Consider the following 19,671-nt stretch of genomic DNA (forward strand, 5'->3'; position numbering starts at 1 on the left):
CATACTCTGAGCTAGCTGCCCATCCTTCGAGACGCCGCCAAATCGGCTCCTCAGAATGAGGTCGAGTTTGCGGGTATTACGTGTCTGGATGTTCTGCGGGGCTGCCGGTTGGCAGCCCGCACAGACTCACTCCGCCGCTTCGCTCGTGACCGGTTGCTCATCGTCGCTTTCCGCCTCGGGCAACGCCTCTCCGGCAAACTCCCTGAAATGGACGACAGGGCGTTGCCGCTCGGAATTCAGCAAAAGCCGGGTGACATCGCGGCGCGCATAGTGCCCCGCCGGGTCCGCTGCCGCCTTGGCAAGGGCGATCAGGCCGAGGTCGATATCGGCGAAGACCAGACCTTCCTCGGTGTCGGGCAGATCCGACCCGATGGAGCGGCCGTCCGGGGCATAGATGCGCGTGTAACCACCGCCGAGGCGGAGCAGGGCTTCGCGCTGCGGATCGCCTTCACACAGGAGATCCTGCATGGCCTTGTCGACGGTGGCGCATGGGGCGAGCACGAAGCAGCTTCCCTCCACCGCATAGACCATGCTGGCGCCGTTGTTGACCTCATGGCCGAGCGCATGGGCACCGCCGTTATAGAGCGCGAAATTCGGCCAGGCCGCGCAGTGGATCTGCTCGTTCTGCGCGTACATGGCGTATTTGGAAAGCGGCTGCAGGTGCTCCCAGCAGCTGAGCTGGCCGACGCGGCCGAGCGCGGTTTCGTTGACTGCCAGATCAGACCCGTCCCCCTCTCCGAAGACGGTGCGCTCCACATGGGTCGGCTTCAGTTTCCGGCGGCGCTGGATGACATTGCCGTTCTCGTCATAGTGCCACTGGGCGATATAAAGCGAACCACCGTCGCGTTCGCTCAGCCCCATGGAGACCTGAATGCCGTTCCGGCGCGCGGCTTCCGCGATGGCCCTGTCTGCGTCGGAACCGGCTTCGACGGAGTTCTCGAAATAGCTTTGCGTGAACTGCATGCTCCAGGCAACGGAACCGAGCCAGATATGGTTCGGATACCCCGGCAGCCAGGTTTCCGGAAAGGCGACAAGCCGCGCTCCGGCTTTTGCAGCTTCCTCGATGTAGCCGATTGCCTTCTCGACACCAGAGCGCAGGTCGAGATAGCAGGGGGCGGCCTGAACGGCCGCGACTTTGAATTCCTTTTCCATGGTCCTCTCCCGAATTGATCGGGACAGACTGCCAGTTCCGCAAATTGCCGGCTTTCGCGTCCGGGCCATAAAACTTGCGTTTTTGGGAAGCTCCGGCAAGATCGGAGGCAGAAGAGGATTCAAGGCATGGACACGACAATCCGGTACGATACGGCAAAGGTTGCGCCACGCGACCGGTTTGCGTTCTGGCGGGATGCGGTCTGCGAGAGTTTTGTCCGGCTGGGCTGCGAAACCGAAAATCTGACCCGCTTCAAGGGCCTCCTGAAGACCACGCAGCATTCCATGCTGTCGATCAGCGAAGTCTCCGGCCTTGCCCACACAGTCGACCGGCGGCCGAGCGATATCCGCACCGCCAGCGAGGAATATTTCCTCCTGTCCCTGGAAACCGGACGGGGCGCCCGCATTTCCCAGTTCGGAGCTCAGGCGAACCTCAGACCCGGCGACATGGTGCTCTACGACAGCACCAGCCCCTACCGGCTGGAGCTGAACGACGGCTTTTCCCAGATGGTCGTGCAATTGCCCAAGGAAAGGCTTCTGGCCCGGTTTCCCAACGCGCGCATGGTGGCCGGACACCGCATTGACGGGCAATCGGGCTTGGGCCAGCTGGTACGGGATAACATCCTGGCCTTCAGCCACCATGCCGGAACGGACGACCCCACACTTCAGGCCATGGTGCAGGAAACCCTGATTGACCTGATCGCAACGGGGCTGGCCTCGGTGGCAGGGGGCACGGCGGAGCTGTCCGCCCCGGACCGGCAGGTCCTGTTACGCACCAAGGCGTGGATCGCCAGCCAGCTCGGCAACCCGGAACTCGACCGGACCATGGTCGCAGCCGCCATGGGGCTGTCGGTGCGCCGGCTGAATTCCGTATTTGCGAAGGAGGGCAGTTCGCTTTCCGGCTTTATCCGCGTGAAGAGACTGGATGCGGCCGCAGCCGATCTTCGGGACAAGCGCTGCTCGGGCCTGACCGTTTCCGAAATCGCCCTGCGCAACGGCTTTTCCAATTTCCAGCACTTCTCGACCGCCTTCAAGCGCCATCACGGCCTGTCGCCGAGAGACTGGCGGAATGTTGGGGCGGGAGATTGATCCGGCTATTGCGGCAAGAGACACAAACCGGCCGCCAGTAACCCAACCACCTCATCCTGAGGAAGTGCGAAGCGCTGTCTCGAAGGATGAGGTTGTGGGTGGGCTTCTCGGTTACCGGATAAGAGTGTGTTGCTGCTCAATCCAGCCCCAGCAGGCGCAAGGCCGCGGCGTAGCTCTCGCCCGGCGCCGTCACGTCGAAATGAACGGGGACCATGCCGGCCTCAACGGCGCCACGGACATTCTTCTTCTGGTCGTCGACGAAGACGCAGGCCTCCGGCGGCAGGTTCAGCTCCGTTGAAACGCTCGCATAGGCTCTCGGGTCCGGTTTCAGGATGCCGGTATAGGTGGCATCGACGATGACGTCGAAGAGCTCCAGGAATGGCAGTTTCTGCCGGAAATCCTTGCCGTAGAAGAGATCAAGTTCGTTGGAGAGGATCGCGAGCTTCTTGCCCGCACCCTTGACCCGCCCAATGACGGCCAGGGCCTCGGGGCGGATGACGGCTGCCGGTTCCGCGCCCCGGACGCGGCCGACGAATTGCGGGAACTCGGTCCAGGTCTCGCCGACCAGCTCGCCGGTCTCCCGCATACGGAGCGCCCAGTAGTCGCGCTCGCTCATCTCGCCGGCCTGCATGGCGCGCCAGGCAGCATCACCTGCCGGGTCGAAGGGCCCGCGCCAGGTGAGGGTTCCGGGAGCAAGACCGAGTGCCTTTTCCGAAAGGTCATGGGTTTCGAACAGCGTTCTGGATATGACGCCGCCGAAGTCGAGAACCAAAGCTTCCTTCATGAATCAGGCGGCTCCCTTCACGATGCCGGAGGCCGTCCAGCCGTCCAGCACCTTAAGGGCTGCCTCGGAAAAGGCGGCGTCATTGATATGGGCATCTATCTCGATGAGCGTGACATTTGCCGGGCAGGCCTGCCTGATTTCCTCGTTGAAAGCCTTCAGTCCTTCCGGGCTTGAGAGCGGCCCGCCTTCCCGGTCCCATTCGTTGCCGCCGCGAAGCGGCAGGAGAAAGGTCACCGGGCCCTTTGCCGCCGCCAGCTTCTTGCACATTTCCCGTGCCATCTCACGACGCTGGTCCGTGGTCATCATGACGGAGGACAAGAGGCGGTTGTGGGCGTGGACCTCCTGCCCCGCAACCTTCTGCGGAGCCTCCTGCCAGCCGATGAAATCGACCAGGTCATAACAGCCCGTCGAAACGATTTGCGGGATGGCGGCCTTGCCCGCATTGGTCATCCGATCGGCTCCGGCGCTGATTGCCGAACCCATCAGGTGATTGCCGACTTCCTGGGGCGCGAAGTCCATGACGGCGGCAAAGGCCCCTTCCGCGGCAAGGCTTTCAAAGGCCCGCCCGCCCATGCCTGTGGCATGGAAGACGGCGACCTCGAAGCCTCGCGCCTCCAGCGCCGGTTTCAGTGCCACCATGTAGCGCAGCACCGTCTTGCCGAAGGACGTCATGCCGATAAGCGGTCTTTCAAGCTTCGGCTTCTCGACCGCCCTGGCCGCGCCCAGAACCGCGCCGGCCGCCTGACTGAGCGATGCCTTGCAGACGGAATTCAGACCATAAAGCCCGCCCGCCCACAGGATCATCTGGATGTCGGCAGGCAGGCGTTCGGGCGGGATAAGGGGAGAGAAGGAGACGGTCGAGACAATGTATTTCGGCACGCCCAGGGGCAGTGCCGAACAGACATCAAGCGCCAGATCCGTTCCCATGGTGCCGCCAAGCACCAGCACGCCATCGAAGCGGTCTTCACTATAAAGACGCGCGGTGAGCGCGGCCGCACCCTTTGCCATGATCTGCATGGCCAGGTTCTCGTCCTCGCCGTCGATGGCTTCCTGGATGGTGTGTCCGCCTTCCCCGGCAACATCGTGCTTGGAAATGTCGGCCGGTTTCGACGGATCACCGAGGACACTCACGTCCATGGTGAGCACATGGCCGCCCTGCCCCCGGATGACGTCGCAAATGTAGTTCAGTTCGTCGTCCTTGGTGTCATAGGTGCCCACAACGAGAATGGTCCGGTCAGACATGTTTTCCTCTTCTCCCGCCAGATCCGTCACAGCTTGATCCAGGCGGTCTTCAGGTCGAGATATTTTTCAAAGGCGTGCAGGGACTTGTCGTGGCCGTTTCCCGACTGCTTCACCCCGCCGAGCGGTACGGTGAGGTCCGACCCGCCATAGGTGTTGACGTGGACGACCCCGGCCCGGATCCGGCGGATCATGCGATGGGCACGGGAAAGGTTGCCGGTCCAGACGGCTGCTGCGAGGCCGTAGTCCGTGCCGTTTGCAATCGCCACCGCTTCGTCTTCCGTGTCGAAGGGAAGAACGGCAAGCACCGGCCCGAAGACTTCCTCGCGGGCAATCCTGTCGTCCGGCTTCACATCCGTGACGATGGTCGGCGCCATATAGTAGCCGCCGGTTTCCTGAAGGATACGCGTCCCGCCGGTGACGATGGTCCGGCCTTGCGCGCGCGCCTCCTCGACGAAGGCCAGGTTCTGCTCCAGCTGGCGGAGCGAGTTGACCGCCCCGGCACTCACGGCCGGGTCGAGCGGATCGCCGACTTTCATGGTTTCTGTGAAGGCGCTAAGCTTTTCGATAAAGGCATCGTGCAGGCTGCGCTCGACCAGCAGCCGGGAACCGGCAACGCAGACCTGGCCGGAATTGCGGAAGATGCCGTTGGCCGACACTTTCACGGCCTCGTCGAGATCCGGCGCATCGGCAAAGACGATGTTGGGCGACTTGCCGCCCAGTTCCAGATAGACACGCTTCATGTTCGACTGCGCGGAAGCTTCCAGAAGCCGCCGCCCGGTCGCGCCCGAGCCGGTGAAGACGAGCACGTCGACCTCCATGGATCTGGCAATCGCATCGCCGACAACGGCGCCCTCGCCCGTCACCACGTTGAGCACCCCGGCGGGCAGCCCGGCTTCAAGGGCCAGCTCGGCAATTCGCAGCAGCGTCAGCGAAGCGGTTTCGGCGGGCTTCAGGACAACCGTGCAGCCGGCGGCAAGCGCCGGGCCCAGTTTCCAGGCTCCGATCATCAGCGGGAAGTTCCAGGGCACGATGGCGCCGACGACGCCGGCCGGTTCCTTGTGCACGAGCCCGAGATTGCCGGGCGCGGTCGGGGCGATCTCGCCGCCGATCTTGTCGATGGCCTCGGCGTAATAACGGATCGTGGCAACCGCCGACATCGGCTCGGCCTTCAGCGCCATGCCGATTTCCGTACCGTTGTCGCGCACGCCGAGCACTGCCAGCTCCAGCGCATTGGCCTCGATCAGGTCGGCCCACTTCAGCAGGATCTTCTTGCGCGCTGCCGGCGCCATTTCCGGCCAGCCACCTTCGTCGAACGCCCGGCGGGCGGCGGCAATGGCGGCCTCTGCATCCTCTCTTGTGCCCTTCGGGACGGTCGTCAGGAGACTGCCGTCGATGGGCGAGATCACCTCCAGAACGGCGCCATCGGAGGCGGGACGGAGTTCGCCGCCGATCACATGGGAGGCGGGCGCCTGCGGCTGGTTGCGAAGCGCCTCGATACGATCCGGATCGAGCATTTCCATTACCTCATTTGGGAATCGTGAACATCATGGTCATGGGAGAATTCCGGCTCCTTCAGCCGCCGTTCCTTCCACAGCCCCCAGAAGTGGAACAGGATCAGCAGGATGATGACCGCCGCGATGGTGGCGGAAATCGGCCGGTCGACGAAGTCGAGCGGTGTCTTCACCCGCGCCATGGCGGAGCGAAGCTTCACCTCCATGATGCCGCCGAGAACCATGCCGAGGATGATCGGCACGATCGGCAGGTTCTGCCGTTTCAGGATCAGGCCGAAGACGCCAAATCCGGCGGCAATCGCGCAGTCGGTCACGGAGTTGCGCAGCGAATAGACGCCGACGAAGCTCAAGGTCAGCACCATGATGCCGAGAAAGCGCGTCGGAATGCGGATGATCCTCACCAGAAGGTTCGAGGAGAACAGCATGAACACCACGACGATCACGTTCAGGAGGATCATGGCGATGTAGAGCGCGTAGATGAAGTCGAGCTTATTCAGGAACAGGCCCGGCCCCGGAATGACGTTGTGGACGTAGAAGACCGACAGCATCATCGCGGTCAACGCCTCTCCCGGAATACCGAGGGCAAGTAGCGGGATCATGGCCGCCGCAGGCACCGCATTGTTGGCGGCTTCGGACGCCACCAGGCCTTCCGGTGAGCCCTTGCCGAAGAGATCCGGCTCTTTCGAGGTCTTCTGCGCATAGGTGTAGGACAGGAACTGTGCGGTGAATTCGCCCACGCCCGGAATCATGCCCATGAGCACGCCGAAACCGGCTCCGACGGAGGCGATGCGCTTGTAGCGGAACACTTCCGCCATGGCCTTGAACATCCGGCCCCGGATGGGTTTGGCCTCGGGCGCGGACTCCGGATCGTTGAGGAGCATGAAAGCCTGGCTGATGGCGAACAGCCCGAGCACAACGACGATCAGATTGACGCCCGAGGACAGCCATTCCTGACCGAAGGTGAAACGCTGGGTGTATTTCACCGGTTCCAGGCCGATGGTTCCGAGGAAGATCCCGAGCCCGGCCAGCATGCCGGCGGCAAACGTCTGGCCGCGATGGGCGATGATGACGAGCAACACCCCGAGCAGCGCCGCCAGGAAGATCTCGCGGCTGCCGAACATCGGCGCGATCTTTGCCAGCACGGGCGAAAACAGGATCAGGGCGATGATGGAGAGAATTCCCCCCATGAACGACGCCCCGTAGGCCAGCCCGAGCGCGCGAAGGGCCTGACCGTTCTTTGTCATCGGGTGACCGTCATAGGTGGTCAGCGCGTTGACAGCCGTGCCGGGCGTGTTGATCAGGATCGCCGGCAGGGCGCCGCCGAACATGGAGGAGCCGTAGATGCCAAGCAGCATGGTGAGCCCCACCAGCGGCTCCAGCGCGAATGTGGCCGGCAGCAGAATGGCGATGGCGACCGCCGGTCCGACGCCGGGGATCGCCCCGATGATCACGCCTCCGATGGAGCCGATGAACAGGGCGATCAGAACGTCGAGACGGGCGAGCAGTTCCAGCCCAGAGAGAAGTGTATCCATCTTTTCCGGCTCAGAGGTAGGTCATCATGAAACTGCGGATCCCGGTGGGAAGCGCCTCGTAGACGAGGCCGGCAGGCAGTTTGACCTGAAGAAAGGATTTGAACAGCACGACGACTGCAACGGCGAACAGGATGGACGCGAAGGTCCAGCGCAGGCTGCGATAGCCCATGCGCCATGCCAGGCTGACACAGAAGAGGATCGTCGACGGCAGATAACCGAGCACAGGCACGATGGCGACATAAGCCATGAACCAGAGCGCGAACTCGATGGACCGGATCCAGTAGATCACTTCCGCCAACCGCCCCGGAATACGTTCGGAGACGAGCGCACCGATCAGGTGCAGGGCGCTGAACACGGCCATGACCGCAATGGCAATCGTCGGCCAGAAGGCTGGCTGGGCAAAGAGTTTCGTGCGTTTCACCCAGGTGGTTTCGGACGGCAGGAATGCCAACAGAACAAGCGTAAGGACAAAGAAGGACATGGCAAAGACGAGATCGCCTGGCCGGCGATAGCGCTTGAACAGGTCCTGAAGTGTCTTGATGCGGCTCATGATTGCTCCTTAGCAGGGCAATTCGCCCGCGCGGTGTGGCGCGGGCGAACCGTTTCCAGTTGCTACTGAAGCAGCGCTTCGACTGTTGACAGGGTCTTGGCGTCCTTTTCGATCTGCGCGGCCGATTCAGCGGCATTCTGCCAGTAGATCAGCGCCCCGGTTTCCGCGGCCAGTTTCGCAGCAGCCTCGGAGGTAACAACCTTGGAGGCGACCGCCGCGATCTTCTCGCGCACGTCGGCGGGCGTGTCCTTGTGAACAAAGAGGCCGTTCCAAAGCGAGATGTTCAGATCCGGGGCAAGCTCTCCGACGGTCGGGCTGTCCGGCGTCAGGGGAATTCTGCTGGCGCCGACCGATGCCAGGACATTGACCTGATCAAGGCACGGCAGGACCAGTTGCAGCGTCGTATTGATGACGTCGGCATCGCCGGAAGCGAGCGTGTTGCAGTCGAGCGCGTCGAACGCAGCCTCGCTGGCGTAGTCGAAGTCCATTTTCTTCGCCAGGGCAAAGGTCACCTGCGTCGGGATCAGGAACGATCCGAAATGACCGAGGGCTACGTCATTGTCCCTGGCATGGGCCGCCAACTCCTCCATCGAGGCATAGGGCGCGTTTTTGGAGGCGGCGATGACGAAGGGATAGGTCAGGAAAATGCCGACCGGCTCGAACGGGTTGGGATTGAGTGCGGGAATGCCGACCTGCGGCCCGACCAGCGGAACGCCGACAACAAAGGACCCGACCGTGTAACCGTCAGCAGGCGCCGCGGCCACTTCGGCCGCCCCCGGGAAGGGCCCGCCGCCGCCGCCGGGCTTGTTCACGACAGCAGCCGGAACACCGTAAGTTTCCTGGAACTCGTCCGCGATCATGCGGGTGAGGACGTCCTCAAGATCTCCCGGAGGGAAAGGGACGACAAATTCCACCGGTTTTTCGGGATATTCGGCCGCCGCGATGCCCGGCAGACCCAGGGCCGCGAGCGCAGCTGTTGCCAAAACTAGTTTCTTCATTCCGGGTTCTCCTGCTGGAAGGTATCGGTTTATTATTTGAACCACTGGTATCAATTATTCTTGCACACCTGCGAGAATTCTGTCAAGCTAGTTGCAAATGAAACCAATTCCAAAAAAACGGAACACAGGCCCCTCTGATGGGAACGATCTCAAAAGCCCTTGAAATGCTGAACTGTTTTTCGCGGAAGCGGCCCGAGATCGGCTTGAGCGAATTCGTACGGCTGACCGGACGGGACAAGGCCACCGTCCATCGGCATCTGGTCGAACTGGAACAGAACGGCTTTCTGGAACAGCACCCGGTGACCCGCGCCTATCGTCTGGGACCGGCGATCCTGCGGCTAACCGGAGTGCGCGAGGCAACCAATCCGGTGCGCAGCATCCTGCGCCCCGTCGTCACAGGGCTTGCACAGGAAACCGGCGAACTTGCCCATGCCTCGCTGCTGCAGGGTCAGATGCTGTCGCCGGTCTTTCATTTCGACCCGCAGATGCATGGCATCAAGGTGAATTTCGACGAAGCCGAACTTCTGCCGCTTCACGCGACCTCGTCCGGCCTGGCCGTTCTTGCCTTCGCCGAGGAGCGACTGCGCAGGGAAGTGCTGGCCGCAAATCTCGATGCCTTCACCCCGAATACGATTGTCGACCCGGAGAAACTGACCCCCCTCATAGCCTCGGCTCGGCGCACGGGCCTCAGCCATCTCGACCGCACCTACGACGAGGAAGTGACCTCGCAAGGGGCGCCGGTCTTCGGAGCCGCCGGAGAGGTCATCGGCGCCCTGTCGGTTGCCGTCCCTTCGGTACGCGCCCAGCCGGACCGCCTTTCGGAAATCTCCGTGGCGCTCGCCACGGCTGCCCGCTCGGCGACCCGGTCCCTTGGCGGGACCTATCCGGACCTGCCCCTGCCCGGTCAAACCGATCCGTCACACTTTTCCTGAACGCCACATGAGGTTCACCATGCACGATTCCAACTTCCTCAAGGAACACAATGCCCGCCACCTGTGGCACCCGATGGCCCATCCCGCGGACAGTCTGGCCAACCCGCCCGAGATCGTTGTCGGCGGCGACGGTGTCGAAATCACGGACATCGACGGGCACCGGACCGTGGATGCGGTCGGAGGGCTGTGGAACGTCAACCTCGGTTATTCCTGCGCACCCGTGAAACAGGCCATTGCCGCCCAGCTCGAGAAACTGCCCTATTATTCCATCTTCCGCGGCACGACCAACGATGCGGTCATCGAACTCAGCACCATGCTGCGGGACTTCTTCGAACCGGACGGGCTTTCCCGGGCCTTCTTCACCTCCGGCGGCTCGGACAGCGTCGAGGTCGCCCTGCGGCTGGCACGCCAGTATCACAAGCTGCACGGCGAGGCGGGCCGGGTGAAATTCCTCAGCCTGAAGAAAGGCTATCACGGCACCCACACGCTCGGCGCTTCGGTCAACGGCAACGCCAATTTCCGGACCGCCTACGAACCTCTCATGCCGGGCTGCTATCATATCCCCGCGCCCTACACCTACCGTAATCCATTCAACGAAACAGACCCGGCGAAGCTTGCCCAGCTCTGCCTCGCCGCGCTGGAAGACGAGATCAAGTTCCAGGATCCGGGCACCATCGCCGCCTTCATCATGGAACCGATCCTGGGCGCCGGCGGCGTCATCCCTCCCCATGAAAGCTTCATGCCGGGCGTCAGGGAAATCTGCTCACGCCACGGCATCCTACTGATCGCCGACGAGGTGATTACCGCTTTCGGGCGCACCGGCAGCTGGACGGGTTCGCGGCACTGGGGCGTCCGGCCGGACCTGCTGACCTGCGCCAAGGCCATCACCAACGGTTATTTCCCCTTCGGCGCGGTGATGGTGTCCGACGGCGTCGCAGAGGTCTTCGAGAAGGACGAGACCGGCAAGGGCGCCATAGGTTCGGGCTACACCTATTCCGGTCATCCGGTTGGCGCGGCTGCCGCCATCGCCTGCCTGAAGGAGACCGAACGCCTGCAAGTCAAGGACAATGCCGCCGCCCGGGGCGAACAGCTCTTCAAGGGCCTGACGGCGTTCAAGCAGAAATATGAGCTTGTCGGTGACGTGCGCGGCGGACATGGCCTGATGTGCGCGCTTGAGCTTGTCTCCGACCGGGCCTCCAAGACGCCCATCGACAAGAAGACCATCGGCAGCGTGCACCGGACGGCCTATGAAAACGGCGCCATGATCCGCGTTTCGGGCAACAACATCATTCTGTCCCCGCCGCTCGTCCTTACCGAGCAGCATGTGAACACGGTGCTGAACGCGCTTGATGCGGGCTTTGCGGCTGTTGCCTGAGGGCAGCAAATCCGACCCGAATTGTCATCCCTGTACCCGCCTTCGCGGGCATGAACTCCGTCAGGGATCCAGTAACCGATAAGAACAGAGCACTTTTCCAGCTTTGACCCCACGGCTTACCGGATCCCGGTCTTGTCGCTACGCGACAAGACCGGGAAGACAAGGTGGTGAGAGTGGCTCCCAGCGTGCAGCCTCTCACTCCCCAAGGCCTTCGGTATCCATCGGCGAGCGCGGCCGGGCCTGCGGGTCGGCATCCAGCACGCCGTGAAGCTTTTCCATGACGGCGCAGAAATTCTCATATTCGTCCGCGCTCAGGCTTTGAAGTAGCCGTGCCTCGACTGATTCCGCCGCAGGCAGGATATCGGCCAGCGCACCATGCCCCTTGCCGGTGAGCGAGATCGCAACCAGTCGGGCGTCCGCCGCTCCCGGCACCTTGCGGACCAGCCCCGCCTTTTCCAGCCGCGCGACCGCGCGGCTGACACGCGGCTTGTCGAGATTGACGCAGGTCTGGATCTCGCGAACGGACACTTCCCCCGAACGCAGCAAGTGGACCAGCACCCGCCATTCGGCGACCGTCAGCCCGTGCGTGCGCTCATAGTCGGCAGCGATCCTCCGGCTGATGCGTTCGGACAGAACCGCCAGCCGGTAGGGCAGAAATGCGGAGAGATTGAAGGGTTTTTCTGTCACTCGCATGCCTCCGGAACAATGTGGGTGAAAGGATATTGACTTTCGTTGCACATGCAACGATAACAAGATAGTTACATTTGCAACCAAATTGCCGACGCACTCCCGCTCCCGCTCAACGCGGATCCGGTGAAGCGGACACAGGCATCGGGGCAGCAGACAACAGCAAGAGGATTCCAATCGATGGCAAAGGCGTTCGCATCCCAGGGCGACATGAGCGAAAAGAAGATCTCCTTCACCGAAATCGGTGACGGCCTTTATGCCTTCACGGCGGAAGGCGATCCGAATTCCGGCGTCATCATCGGCGACGACAGCGTGATGATCGTCGAGGCGCAGGCAACGCCCCGCCTTGCGGGCAAGGTCATCGAGAAAGTCCGCGAAGTCACCGACAAGCCGATCTCCCACGTGGTGCTGACCCACTACCACGCCGTGCGCGTCCTCGGCGCCTCCGCCTTCGGGGCCGAGCAGATCATCATGTCGGACAAGGCCCGCGCCATGGTTGTGGAACGCGGTCAGGAGGACTGGGACAGCGAGTTCCAGCGTTTCCCGCGCCTCTTCGAAGGTCATGAGTCGATCCCGGGCCTGACCTGGCCGACCACCACCTTCTCCGACCAGATGACGGTCTACCTCGGCAAGCGGAAGGTGGAAATCAAGCAGATCGGCCGCGCGCACACTGCCGGCGACAGCGTGATCTGGGTGCCGGACGCGCAGACCATGTTCACCGGCGACATCGTCGAATACCACTCCGCCTGCTACTGCGGCGACGGCCACTACGAGGACTGGGGCAAGACGCTCGACGCGGTCAAGGCCTATGACCCGGAGTTCATCGCTCCCGGACGCGGCGACGCTCTTGTGGGCCGCGACATGGTGGATGCGGCGCTGGCCGCAACGCGCGACTTCGTCGACAGCACCTATGCCCCCGTCAAGCAGATCGCTTCCAAGGGCGGCAGCCTGAAGGACGCCTGGGACGCGGTCCGCGCCACCTGCGATCCGAAGTTCAAGGACTACGCCATTTACGAGCATTGCCTGCCGTTCAACGTCGCCCGGGCCTATGACGAAGCCCGCGGCATCGACACGCCCCGCATCTGGACGGCCCAGCGCGATCTGGAAATGTGGGAACAGCTGCAAGGCTGATCCCGAAACGGGCAGGAGGAGATCCGATGTTTCAGGACCGATATTCGCTGGCTTTCAAGCTGTACCCTTATAAGCGCTCGCCGGATCAGGACGCCTCCGCGCCCGTCCGGCATCCTGTGGTGGTGATGGGCGGAGGCCCCATCGGGGTTGCCACCGCGCTCGACCTTGGCCTTCAGGGCATTCCGGTGGTCGTCCTCGACGACCATGAGGGCATCGGCATGGGCTCGCGCGCCATCTGTTTCGCCAAGCGCTGCCTGGAGGTCGCGGACCGCTACGGCTGCGGCGATCCCATGGTCGACAAGGGCGTCGTGTGGAACCTCGGCAAGGTGTTTCACGAGGACCGCAAGGTGTTCGAATTCAACCTCCTTCCGGAGGAAGGCCACAAGTACCCGGCCTTCATCAACCTGCAGCAGCCCTATTTCGAGAAGTTCATGGTCGACCGGGTGCGCGAGCTCCAGGCCGAGGGTGCGCCCATCGAACTGCGCGGCAAGAACCGCGTGGATGCGGTCGAGGTGAAGGACGATCACGTCGTTCTCGACATCATGACGCCGGACGGGCCCTACAAGCTGGAAGCCGACTGGCTGATCGGCTGCGACGGGGCCAACTCGCCCCTGCGCGGCATGCTGGGTCTCGATTTCTCCGGACGGGTCTTCAAGGACAGCTTCCTGATCGCCGACATCCGCATGAAGGCGGACTTCCCGACCGAACGCTGGTTCTGGTTCGAACCCTCCCACGGCTCGGGCGCTTCCACCCTGCTGCACAAGCAGCCGGACGACACCTGGCGCATCGACTTCCAGATCGGCTGGGACGTCGATCGCAAGGAGGAGATGAAGGAAGAGAATATCCGCCGCCGCCTCGACGCCATGCTGGGTCCGGATGTGGACTACGAGATGGTCTGGTCGTCGATCTACACCTTCCAGTGCAAGCGGATGGAAAACTTCCGCCACGGCCGGGTGCTGTTCGCGGGTGATGCCGCGCACCAGGTCAGCCCCTTCGGCGCGCGCGGTGCCAATTCGGGCATGCAGGATGTCGACAATCTCGGCTGGAAGCTCGGTCTCGTCATAAAGGGCAAGGCCCCGGAAAGCCTGCTCGACAGCTATGACGAGGAGCGCATCCACGGCGCCGACGAGAACATCCTGAACTCGACCCGCTCGACCGATTTCATCACCCCGAAATCGGAGATCAGCCACATCTTCCGCAATGCGGTTCTGGATCTCGCCGAGCACTACGACTTTGCCCGGCCTCTGGTCAACTCGGGCCGTCTCAGCGTACCCTGCACCTATGACGGCCTCAGCCTTAACGGACCGGACGTGCTCGCCGGCGGCCCGGCCCGCACACGGGCCGGCAGCCCTTGCCCGGACGCACCGCTGGGCGACAGCTTCCTTCTGGAGAAACTCGGCAACGACTTCGTCATACTGGCCATCGACGCCGATGCGCCGGAGGCACTTGAGGAAGATGGCGTGAGCGCCCGTCGGCTGGCGGTCTCGGCAAGCGACGATCCGTCGGGAGCGCTGAAGGAACGTTATCTCGGTGACGCGGTCTCCGCCGTCTACCTGATCCGGCCCGACCAGCACGTCGCCGCGCGCTGGCCGGCCTATGACGAAGCTGCCGTTCGGGCGGCCATAAGCAAAGCCTGCGGAAAGGACTGAGCCATGTCATCGCTCAACACCAAACCGAACCTCCCCGATGCGGACGGCTTCTATGCCGAGCTGATCGGTGCCCACGAGGGCCTCGACGCCGCACAGAGCGCTGCTCTCAACGCAAGACTTGTCCTGCTTCTGGCCAATCATATCGGCGACCGCGCCGTTCTGAAGTCCGCGCTTGGCGCGGCGGCAAAGCCCGGAAGCGTCCTTGAAGGAGACAACTCATGAATATCCAAGACAAGCCGGGCCTGACACAGGCGGACGGCACCACGATCACTTCCGGTTACATGCCGGGTTTCGGCAACGACTTCGAAACCGAGGCGCTGCCGGGCGCCCTGCCGCAGGGCATGAACAGCCCGCAGAAGTGCAACTACGGCCTTTACGGCGAGCAGCTCTCGGGCACGGCCTTCACGGCACCGTCCCATCAGAACGAACGCACCTGGTGCTACCGCATCCGCCCGTCCGTCAAGCATTCCAGCCGCTATAGCAAGATCGACGTTCCCTACTGGAAGTCCGCGCCGAATGTCTTGGACGACGTCACCTCCCTCGGCCAGTACCGCTGGGATCCGGTGCCCCATTCCGGCGAGGCGCTGACCTGGATTTCCGGCATGCGCACCATGACGACGGCGGGCGACGTCAACACCCAGGTCGGCATGGCGAGCCACATCTACCTCGTGACCGAATCCATGGTGGACGACTATTTCTTCTCCGCCGACAGCGAACTGCTGGTCGTGCCCCAGGAAGGCCGGCTGCGCTTTGCGACCGAGCTCGGGATCATCGATCTGGAGCCGAAGGAAATCGCGATCATCCCGCGCGGCCTCGTCTACCGGGTCGAGGTTCTGGAAGGCCCGGCGCGCGGCTTCGTCTGCGAAAACTACGGCCAGAAATTCGAACTGCCCGGCCGCGGCCCGATCGGCGCCAACTGCATGGCCAACCGGCGCGACTTCAAGACGCCGGTCGCCGCTTTCGAGGATCGTGAAACGCCCTCGACCGTCACCGTCAAATGGTGCGGCCAGTTCCACCGCTGCGAGATCGGCCATTCGCCGCTGGACGTGGTGGCCTGGCACGGCAACTACGCACCGGTGAAATACGATTTGCGCAACTACTGCCTCATCGGCGCAATCCTGTTCGACCATCCGGACCCGTCGATCTTCACCGTCCTGACCGCCCCGTCCGGCGTTCCGGGTACGGCCAATATCGACTTCGTGCTCTTCCGCGAGCGCTGGATGGTGATGGAAGATACCTTCCGCCCGCCCTGGTACCACAAGAACATCATGTCCGAGCTGATGGGCAACATCTACGGTCAGTATGATGCCAAGCCGCAGGGCTTCGTCCCGGGCGGCATGAGCCTTCACAACATGATGCTGCCGCACGGGCCGGACAAGAACGCCTTTGAAGGTGCTTCCAATGCCGACCTGAAGCCGGAAAAGCTGGACAACACCATGTCCTTCATGTTCGAAACAAGGTTCCCCCAGCACCTGACCGAATTCGCCGGCAAGGAAGCTCCCCTGCAGGACGACTACATTGACTGCTGGGAGTCCCTGGAAAAGAAATTCGACGGCACACCGGGAACCAAATGAAACTCTATACCTACTGGCGCTCGACAACGTCCTACCGGATCCGGATTGCCCTCAACCTGAAGGGACTTCAATACGAGTCCGTTCCGGTCAATCTGGTCAAGGGCGAGCAGTCCTCGTCGGACTATGTCTCGCTGAACCCGGGCCAGGGTGTTCCGGCGCTGGTACTCGACGACGGCACGGTGCTGACCCAGTCCATGGCAATCCTCGACTGGCTGGAGGAAACGCGGCCCTCGCCCGCCCTCCTGCCGGAAGATCCGGTGGAGCGCGCCCATGTCCGGGCCGCTTCCCTGGTCATTGCCACGGATATCCACCCGGTCAACAACCTGCGCGTAGTCGCGAAGCTGAAAGCAATGGGGCACAGCCAGGACGAGGCGGTGGCGTGGATGAACGAGTGGATGGCCAAGGGCTTTGAGGCCTTCGGCCGGATGATCGGAGAGGACACGTCTTTCTGCTTCGGCGACACGCCGGGGCTTGCCGACCTCTGCCTGGTGCCGCAGCTCTACAACGCCCATCGCTGGGGCCTCGACCTTGCGCCGTTCAAGCGGCTGACGGAGATCGAGACCCGCTGCCTTGCCCTTTCCGAATTCGATGCGGCCCGTCCGGAAAATCAGCCGGACGCGGCCTGACAAGGACTTGAAAACATGACTGGACTTCTTCGCTCGTGGGTCGACAGCGCCAACGAGCCTGAGGGGGCTTTTCCCCTGAACAATCTTCCCTATGGCGTCTTTTCCGTTGCAGGCGGCACGCCGCGTTGCGGCACCGCCATCGGCGACCGCATCCTCGACCTGCAGGCGCTGGAAGAAACCGGCACCCTCGATTTCGGCGGCACGCTTCTGACCGGCAGCTGGAACGCCTTCATGGCGCTCGGCACCATGGAGTGGTCCCGCCTGCGCAAGACGCTGACCGATCTTCTGAAAGAAGGCTCCGACGCAAAGGACAAGCTTGCCGCCCACCTGGTGCCGATAGCGGACGCGCAGATGCACATGCCCTTCGCCGTTTCCGAATACACGGACTTCTATGCCGGCCGGCATCATGCCTTCAACGTCGGCACCATGTTCCGCGGACCTGAAAACGCCCTGCCGCCCAACTGGCTGCATATTCCGATCGGCTATAACGGCCGCGCCTCATCGGTCGCCGTTTCCGGCACGGACGTGCGCCGTCCGCACGGCCAACTCAAGGGCCCGAACGACGAGGTGCCTCGCTTCGGTCCGTCGCAGCGCTTCGATATCGAACTGGAAATGGGCGCCATCGTCGGCCAGCCCTCGAACGGTCCGATCTCGGTCGCGACTGCTTTCGAGAACATCTTCGGCTACGTGCTTTTGAACGACTGGTCGGCGCGCGACATCCAGGCCTGGGAATACCAGCCGCTTGGCCCCTTCCAGGCAAAGGCCACCATGACCACGATTTCCCCGTGGATCGTGACCGCCGCCGCGCTGGAACCCTTCCGGGTCTCCACGCCGGAGCGCGATTTCGAACTGCTCCCCTATCTTCAGGAGCCGGGACCGATGCTCTACGACATCGACCTTGAAGTCGGCCTCACCCCGGAAGGCGGAAATGAAACCGTGATCTCCCGTACCAACTACCGGGAAATGTATTATTCCGCCGCCCAGCAGCTTGCCCATCACACCAGCTGCGGCTGCCCGATGCGCGTCGGCGACCTGCTCGGCTCCGGCACCATCTCCGGGCCGGAAAAAGGCAACCGGGGCTCGCTTCTGGAACTCAGCTGGGGCGGCAAGGAGCCCATCGAGATCGACGGCGGCACCCGCAGCTTCATCGAGGACGGCGACACCATGACCCTGCGCGGCAGCGCGAATGGCAACGGCTACCGGATAGGTTTCGGTCAGTGCACGGGTAAACTGCTCCCGGCGCGGGATTGATCAGCATTGGAAGGCCGGCGCCGATTGCGCCGGCTTTTTCCTGACAGCTGCTACAAGCCGGTTCCGCATGAGCAAGCGGCCCATCCTTCGAGACAGCGCTACGCGCTTCCTCAGGATGAGGGTGAGTGTGCGGATAAATCACCGCGCAAAATCCGAACCAACGCCACTCCAGCCCTCAAAGCTTCTGGAAATCGTCCAGAATATCCAGTAGCTGAGCCAGCCTTTCCTTGCCGATCACCTCTTCGATGCGCGCGGCAATCGCCTGGGCTTCGCCGAGATTGTCCGCGATGATCCGCCGGCCGGCGTCGGTGATGGCAACCGTCTGCTTGCGGCGGTCCCTGCCGTCGGCCTGACGGGTCACCAGCCCTTTTTCCACGAGTGTCTGGACGATGCGCGTCTGGCTGGGCAGCAGAAGGCAGGCCTTTTCCGCCAGGGTCGAAGCATCCTGGGGGCCATTTTCCTCGAGCACCCGCAGGATCCGCCATTGCTGCTCGGTGATGCCGCTGTCGGCGAGCATCTCCCGGATTGGCCCCATGACCTTCTCCCGCGCCCTGATCAACGCGATGGGAACAGAGCGTCTTGTCGAAGGCAGTTCCTTGCCGCGAGCCTTGTCGTCTTTTTCGGTCATGTCCCGGTCCATAGCGAATTGACGTCCTGTTGCACACAAAAAGTTTGACTCTGGCACTTCAATATATTTAACATAGCAAATATTGTCTTGTTAAGGAACTCCCATGCCGCACATCACGCTGGAATATTCCGCGAACCTTGAAGAAGGTGTCGATATCCAGGCGCTTTGCGAGCATTTGCGGGCGGAAGCGGCCACCATCGAGACCTTTCCGATGCCGGGCCTGCGCGTGCGCGCGCTCAAGGCAGAGCACTACAGCATTGCCGACGGCAACCCGAAGCACGCCTTCATCGACATCTGCGTGCGCCTGCGCGCCGGGCGGCCGATGGAGGTGAAGCGGGACGCAACGCAGCGCCTGTTCGACGCCGCCAAAGCCTTCCTTGCGCCGGTCCTGGCAAAACGTTCTCTCGCCCTTTCCCTGGAAATGCGGGACATCGATCCGGACCTCTCGCCCAAGACGGGCACCATTCGCGACCATTTGGGAAATGACTGACCCATGTCTGACCTTCAGGAAAACATCCGGAAATTGAACGGCCATCTGGCTCGCTTCAAGGAAACCGGCATTCTCAACCAGATCGGCGGAGAGGCCCTTGCTGCTGCCTCCGGGGAGACCTTCGAGACCCGTTCGCCGGTGGACGAAAGCTTCATTGCCAAGGTCGCAAAGGGAGGTGCCGCCGATATCGACGCGGCTGCCAGGGCAGCAAAGGCCGCCTTCCCCGCCTGGCGCGACGTGCCTGCCACCGAACGCAAGAAGATCCTGCACCGGATCGCAGACGGGATCGTCGCGCGCGCCGAGGAAATTGCGCTGTGCGAATGCTGGGACACCGGTCAGGCATTGCGCTTCATGTCCAAGGCAGCCCTCCGGGGCGCGGAGAATTTTCGCTTCTTTGCCGACAAGGTGCCAGCGGCAAGGGACGGCCAGTCCCTGCCCTCGCCGACCCTGATGAATATCACCACCCGCGTTCC

The 19,671-nt window shown here is 62.8% G+C and carries 20 protein-coding genes; 11 read left to right on the forward strand and 9 right to left on the reverse strand.

Annotated features, from left to right (window positions below):
- Positions 1-126 precede the first annotated feature (126 nt).
- The gene (locus ACQY7U_RS21880) at positions 127-1,152 is read right to left on the reverse strand and encodes a carbon-nitrogen hydrolase family protein (protein WP_428649323.1); all 1,026 of its coding nucleotides are present in this window, start codon (positions 1,150-1,152) and stop codon (positions 127-129) included.
- A 126-nt stretch (positions 1,153-1,278) separates the two neighbouring features.
- Here ACQY7U_RS21880 and ACQY7U_RS21885 point away from each other — a divergent pair, with 126 nt between their 5' ends.
- Entirely contained in the window at positions 1,279-2,238 is a 960-nt protein-coding gene (locus tag ACQY7U_RS21885) for a helix-turn-helix domain-containing protein (RefSeq protein WP_428649326.1), read from the forward strand.
- A 136-nt stretch (positions 2,239-2,374) separates the two neighbouring features.
- Here the strand turns inward: ACQY7U_RS21885 and ACQY7U_RS21890 are convergent, their stop codons facing one another.
- From ACQY7U_RS21890 to ACQY7U_RS21915, 6 genes are all read right to left on the reverse strand, one after another.
- A complete protein-coding gene (locus ACQY7U_RS21890) occupies positions 2,375-3,022 on the reverse strand; it encodes an HAD family hydrolase (RefSeq protein ID WP_428649329.1) in 648 nt (215 codons plus the stop codon).
- Between the two features lie 3 nt (positions 3,023-3,025).
- Positions 3,026-4,264 (reverse strand): Tm-1-like ATP-binding domain-containing protein, encoded by a 1,239-nt coding sequence (locus ACQY7U_RS21895; RefSeq protein WP_428649331.1) that lies wholly within the window; start codon positions 4,262-4,264, stop codon positions 3,026-3,028.
- Between the two features lie 26 nt (positions 4,265-4,290).
- Positions 4,291-5,778 (reverse strand): aldehyde dehydrogenase, encoded by a 1,488-nt coding sequence (locus ACQY7U_RS21900; RefSeq protein ID WP_428649333.1) that lies wholly within the window; start codon positions 5,776-5,778, stop codon positions 4,291-4,293.
- A 5-nt stretch (positions 5,779-5,783) separates the two neighbouring features.
- Complete coding sequence (locus tag ACQY7U_RS21905) at positions 5,784-7,307, reverse strand: tripartite tricarboxylate transporter permease (RefSeq protein ID WP_428649336.1); 1,524 nt, start codon at positions 7,305-7,307, stop codon at positions 5,784-5,786.
- Positions 7,308-7,317: 10 nt separating this feature from the next.
- On the reverse strand, positions 7,318-7,857 hold the full coding sequence (locus tag ACQY7U_RS21910) for a tripartite tricarboxylate transporter TctB family protein (protein WP_428649338.1): 540 nt from the start codon (positions 7,855-7,857) through the stop codon (positions 7,318-7,320).
- Between the two features lie 62 nt (positions 7,858-7,919).
- Positions 7,920-8,855, reverse strand: coding sequence for a tripartite tricarboxylate transporter substrate-binding protein (locus ACQY7U_RS21915; RefSeq protein ID WP_428649341.1), 936 nt, complete (start codon positions 8,853-8,855; stop codon positions 7,920-7,922).
- 137 nt (positions 8,856-8,992) lie between these two features.
- Here ACQY7U_RS21915 and ACQY7U_RS21920 point away from each other — a divergent pair, with 137 nt between their 5' ends.
- Together ACQY7U_RS21920 and ACQY7U_RS21925 are read left to right on the forward strand one after the other, a co-directional pair.
- On the forward strand, positions 8,993-9,787 hold the full coding sequence (locus ACQY7U_RS21920; protein ID WP_428649344.1) for an IclR family transcriptional regulator: 795 nt from the start codon (positions 8,993-8,995) through the stop codon (positions 9,785-9,787).
- A 19-nt stretch (positions 9,788-9,806) separates the two neighbouring features.
- Positions 9,807-11,162 (forward strand): aspartate aminotransferase family protein, encoded by a 1,356-nt coding sequence (locus ACQY7U_RS21925; RefSeq protein ID WP_428649346.1) that lies wholly within the window; start codon positions 9,807-9,809, stop codon positions 11,160-11,162.
- Positions 11,163-11,357: 195 nt separating this feature from the next.
- Here the strand turns inward: ACQY7U_RS21925 and ACQY7U_RS21930 are convergent, their stop codons facing one another.
- Positions 11,358-11,849, reverse strand: coding sequence for a MarR family winged helix-turn-helix transcriptional regulator (locus ACQY7U_RS21930; RefSeq protein WP_428649349.1), 492 nt, complete (start codon positions 11,847-11,849; stop codon positions 11,358-11,360).
- A gap of 180 nt (positions 11,850-12,029) precedes the next feature.
- Here ACQY7U_RS21930 and ACQY7U_RS21935 point away from each other — a divergent pair, with 180 nt between their 5' ends.
- The 6 genes from ACQY7U_RS21935 to fahA are packed head-to-tail and all read left to right on the forward strand — an operon-like array spanning position 12,030 to position 18,080.
- Complete coding sequence (locus ACQY7U_RS21935) at positions 12,030-12,980, forward strand: MBL fold metallo-hydrolase (protein ID WP_428649352.1); 951 nt, start codon at positions 12,030-12,032, stop codon at positions 12,978-12,980.
- Between the two features lie 26 nt (positions 12,981-13,006).
- Entirely contained in the window at positions 13,007-14,629 is a 1,623-nt protein-coding gene (locus ACQY7U_RS21940) for an FAD-dependent oxidoreductase (protein WP_428649354.1), read from the forward strand.
- A gap of 3 nt (positions 14,630-14,632) precedes the next feature.
- Positions 14,633-14,851 carry a DUF2783 domain-containing protein gene (locus tag ACQY7U_RS21945; RefSeq protein WP_428649357.1) on the forward strand — a complete coding sequence of 73 codons (219 nt, stop codon included), beginning with the start codon at positions 14,633-14,635 and terminating at the stop codon, positions 14,849-14,851.
- Complete coding sequence (hmgA, locus tag ACQY7U_RS21950) at positions 14,848-16,203, forward strand: homogentisate 1,2-dioxygenase (protein WP_428649360.1); 1,356 nt, start codon at positions 14,848-14,850, stop codon at positions 16,201-16,203. Before ACQY7U_RS21945 ends, hmgA begins: the two co-directional genes overlap by 4 nt.
- Positions 16,200-16,829, forward strand: coding sequence for a maleylacetoacetate isomerase (gene maiA / locus ACQY7U_RS21955; protein WP_428649362.1), 630 nt, complete (start codon positions 16,200-16,202; stop codon positions 16,827-16,829). Before hmgA ends, maiA begins: the two co-directional genes overlap by 4 nt.
- A 15-nt stretch (positions 16,830-16,844) precedes the next feature.
- Complete coding sequence (fahA, locus tag ACQY7U_RS21960) at positions 16,845-18,080, forward strand: fumarylacetoacetase (protein WP_428649365.1); 1,236 nt, start codon at positions 16,845-16,847, stop codon at positions 18,078-18,080.
- A 175-nt stretch (positions 18,081-18,255) separates the two neighbouring features.
- On the opposite strand, the gene hpaR is transcribed toward fahA, so the two are convergent.
- Positions 18,256-18,708 (reverse strand): homoprotocatechuate degradation operon regulator HpaR, encoded by a 453-nt coding sequence (gene hpaR / locus ACQY7U_RS21965; RefSeq protein WP_428649367.1) that lies wholly within the window; start codon positions 18,706-18,708, stop codon positions 18,256-18,258.
- Positions 18,709-18,811: 103 nt separating this feature from the next.
- Between hpaR and ACQY7U_RS21970 the strand changes: the two genes are divergently transcribed.
- Both ACQY7U_RS21970 and ACQY7U_RS21975 read left to right on the forward strand, forming a co-directional pair.
- A complete protein-coding gene (locus ACQY7U_RS21970) occupies positions 18,812-19,198 on the forward strand; it encodes a 5-carboxymethyl-2-hydroxymuconate Delta-isomerase (protein ID WP_428649370.1) in 387 nt (128 codons plus the stop codon).
- A gap of 3 nt (positions 19,199-19,201) precedes the next feature.
- Positions 19,202-19,671 (forward strand): aldehyde dehydrogenase family protein (locus ACQY7U_RS21975; protein ID WP_428649371.1); only part of this gene is annotated, 470 nt, incomplete at its 3' end.

Source organism: Roseibium sp., from assembly GCF_050301095.1.
Taxonomy (GTDB): domain Bacteria; phylum Pseudomonadota; class Alphaproteobacteria; order Rhizobiales; family Stappiaceae; genus Roseibium.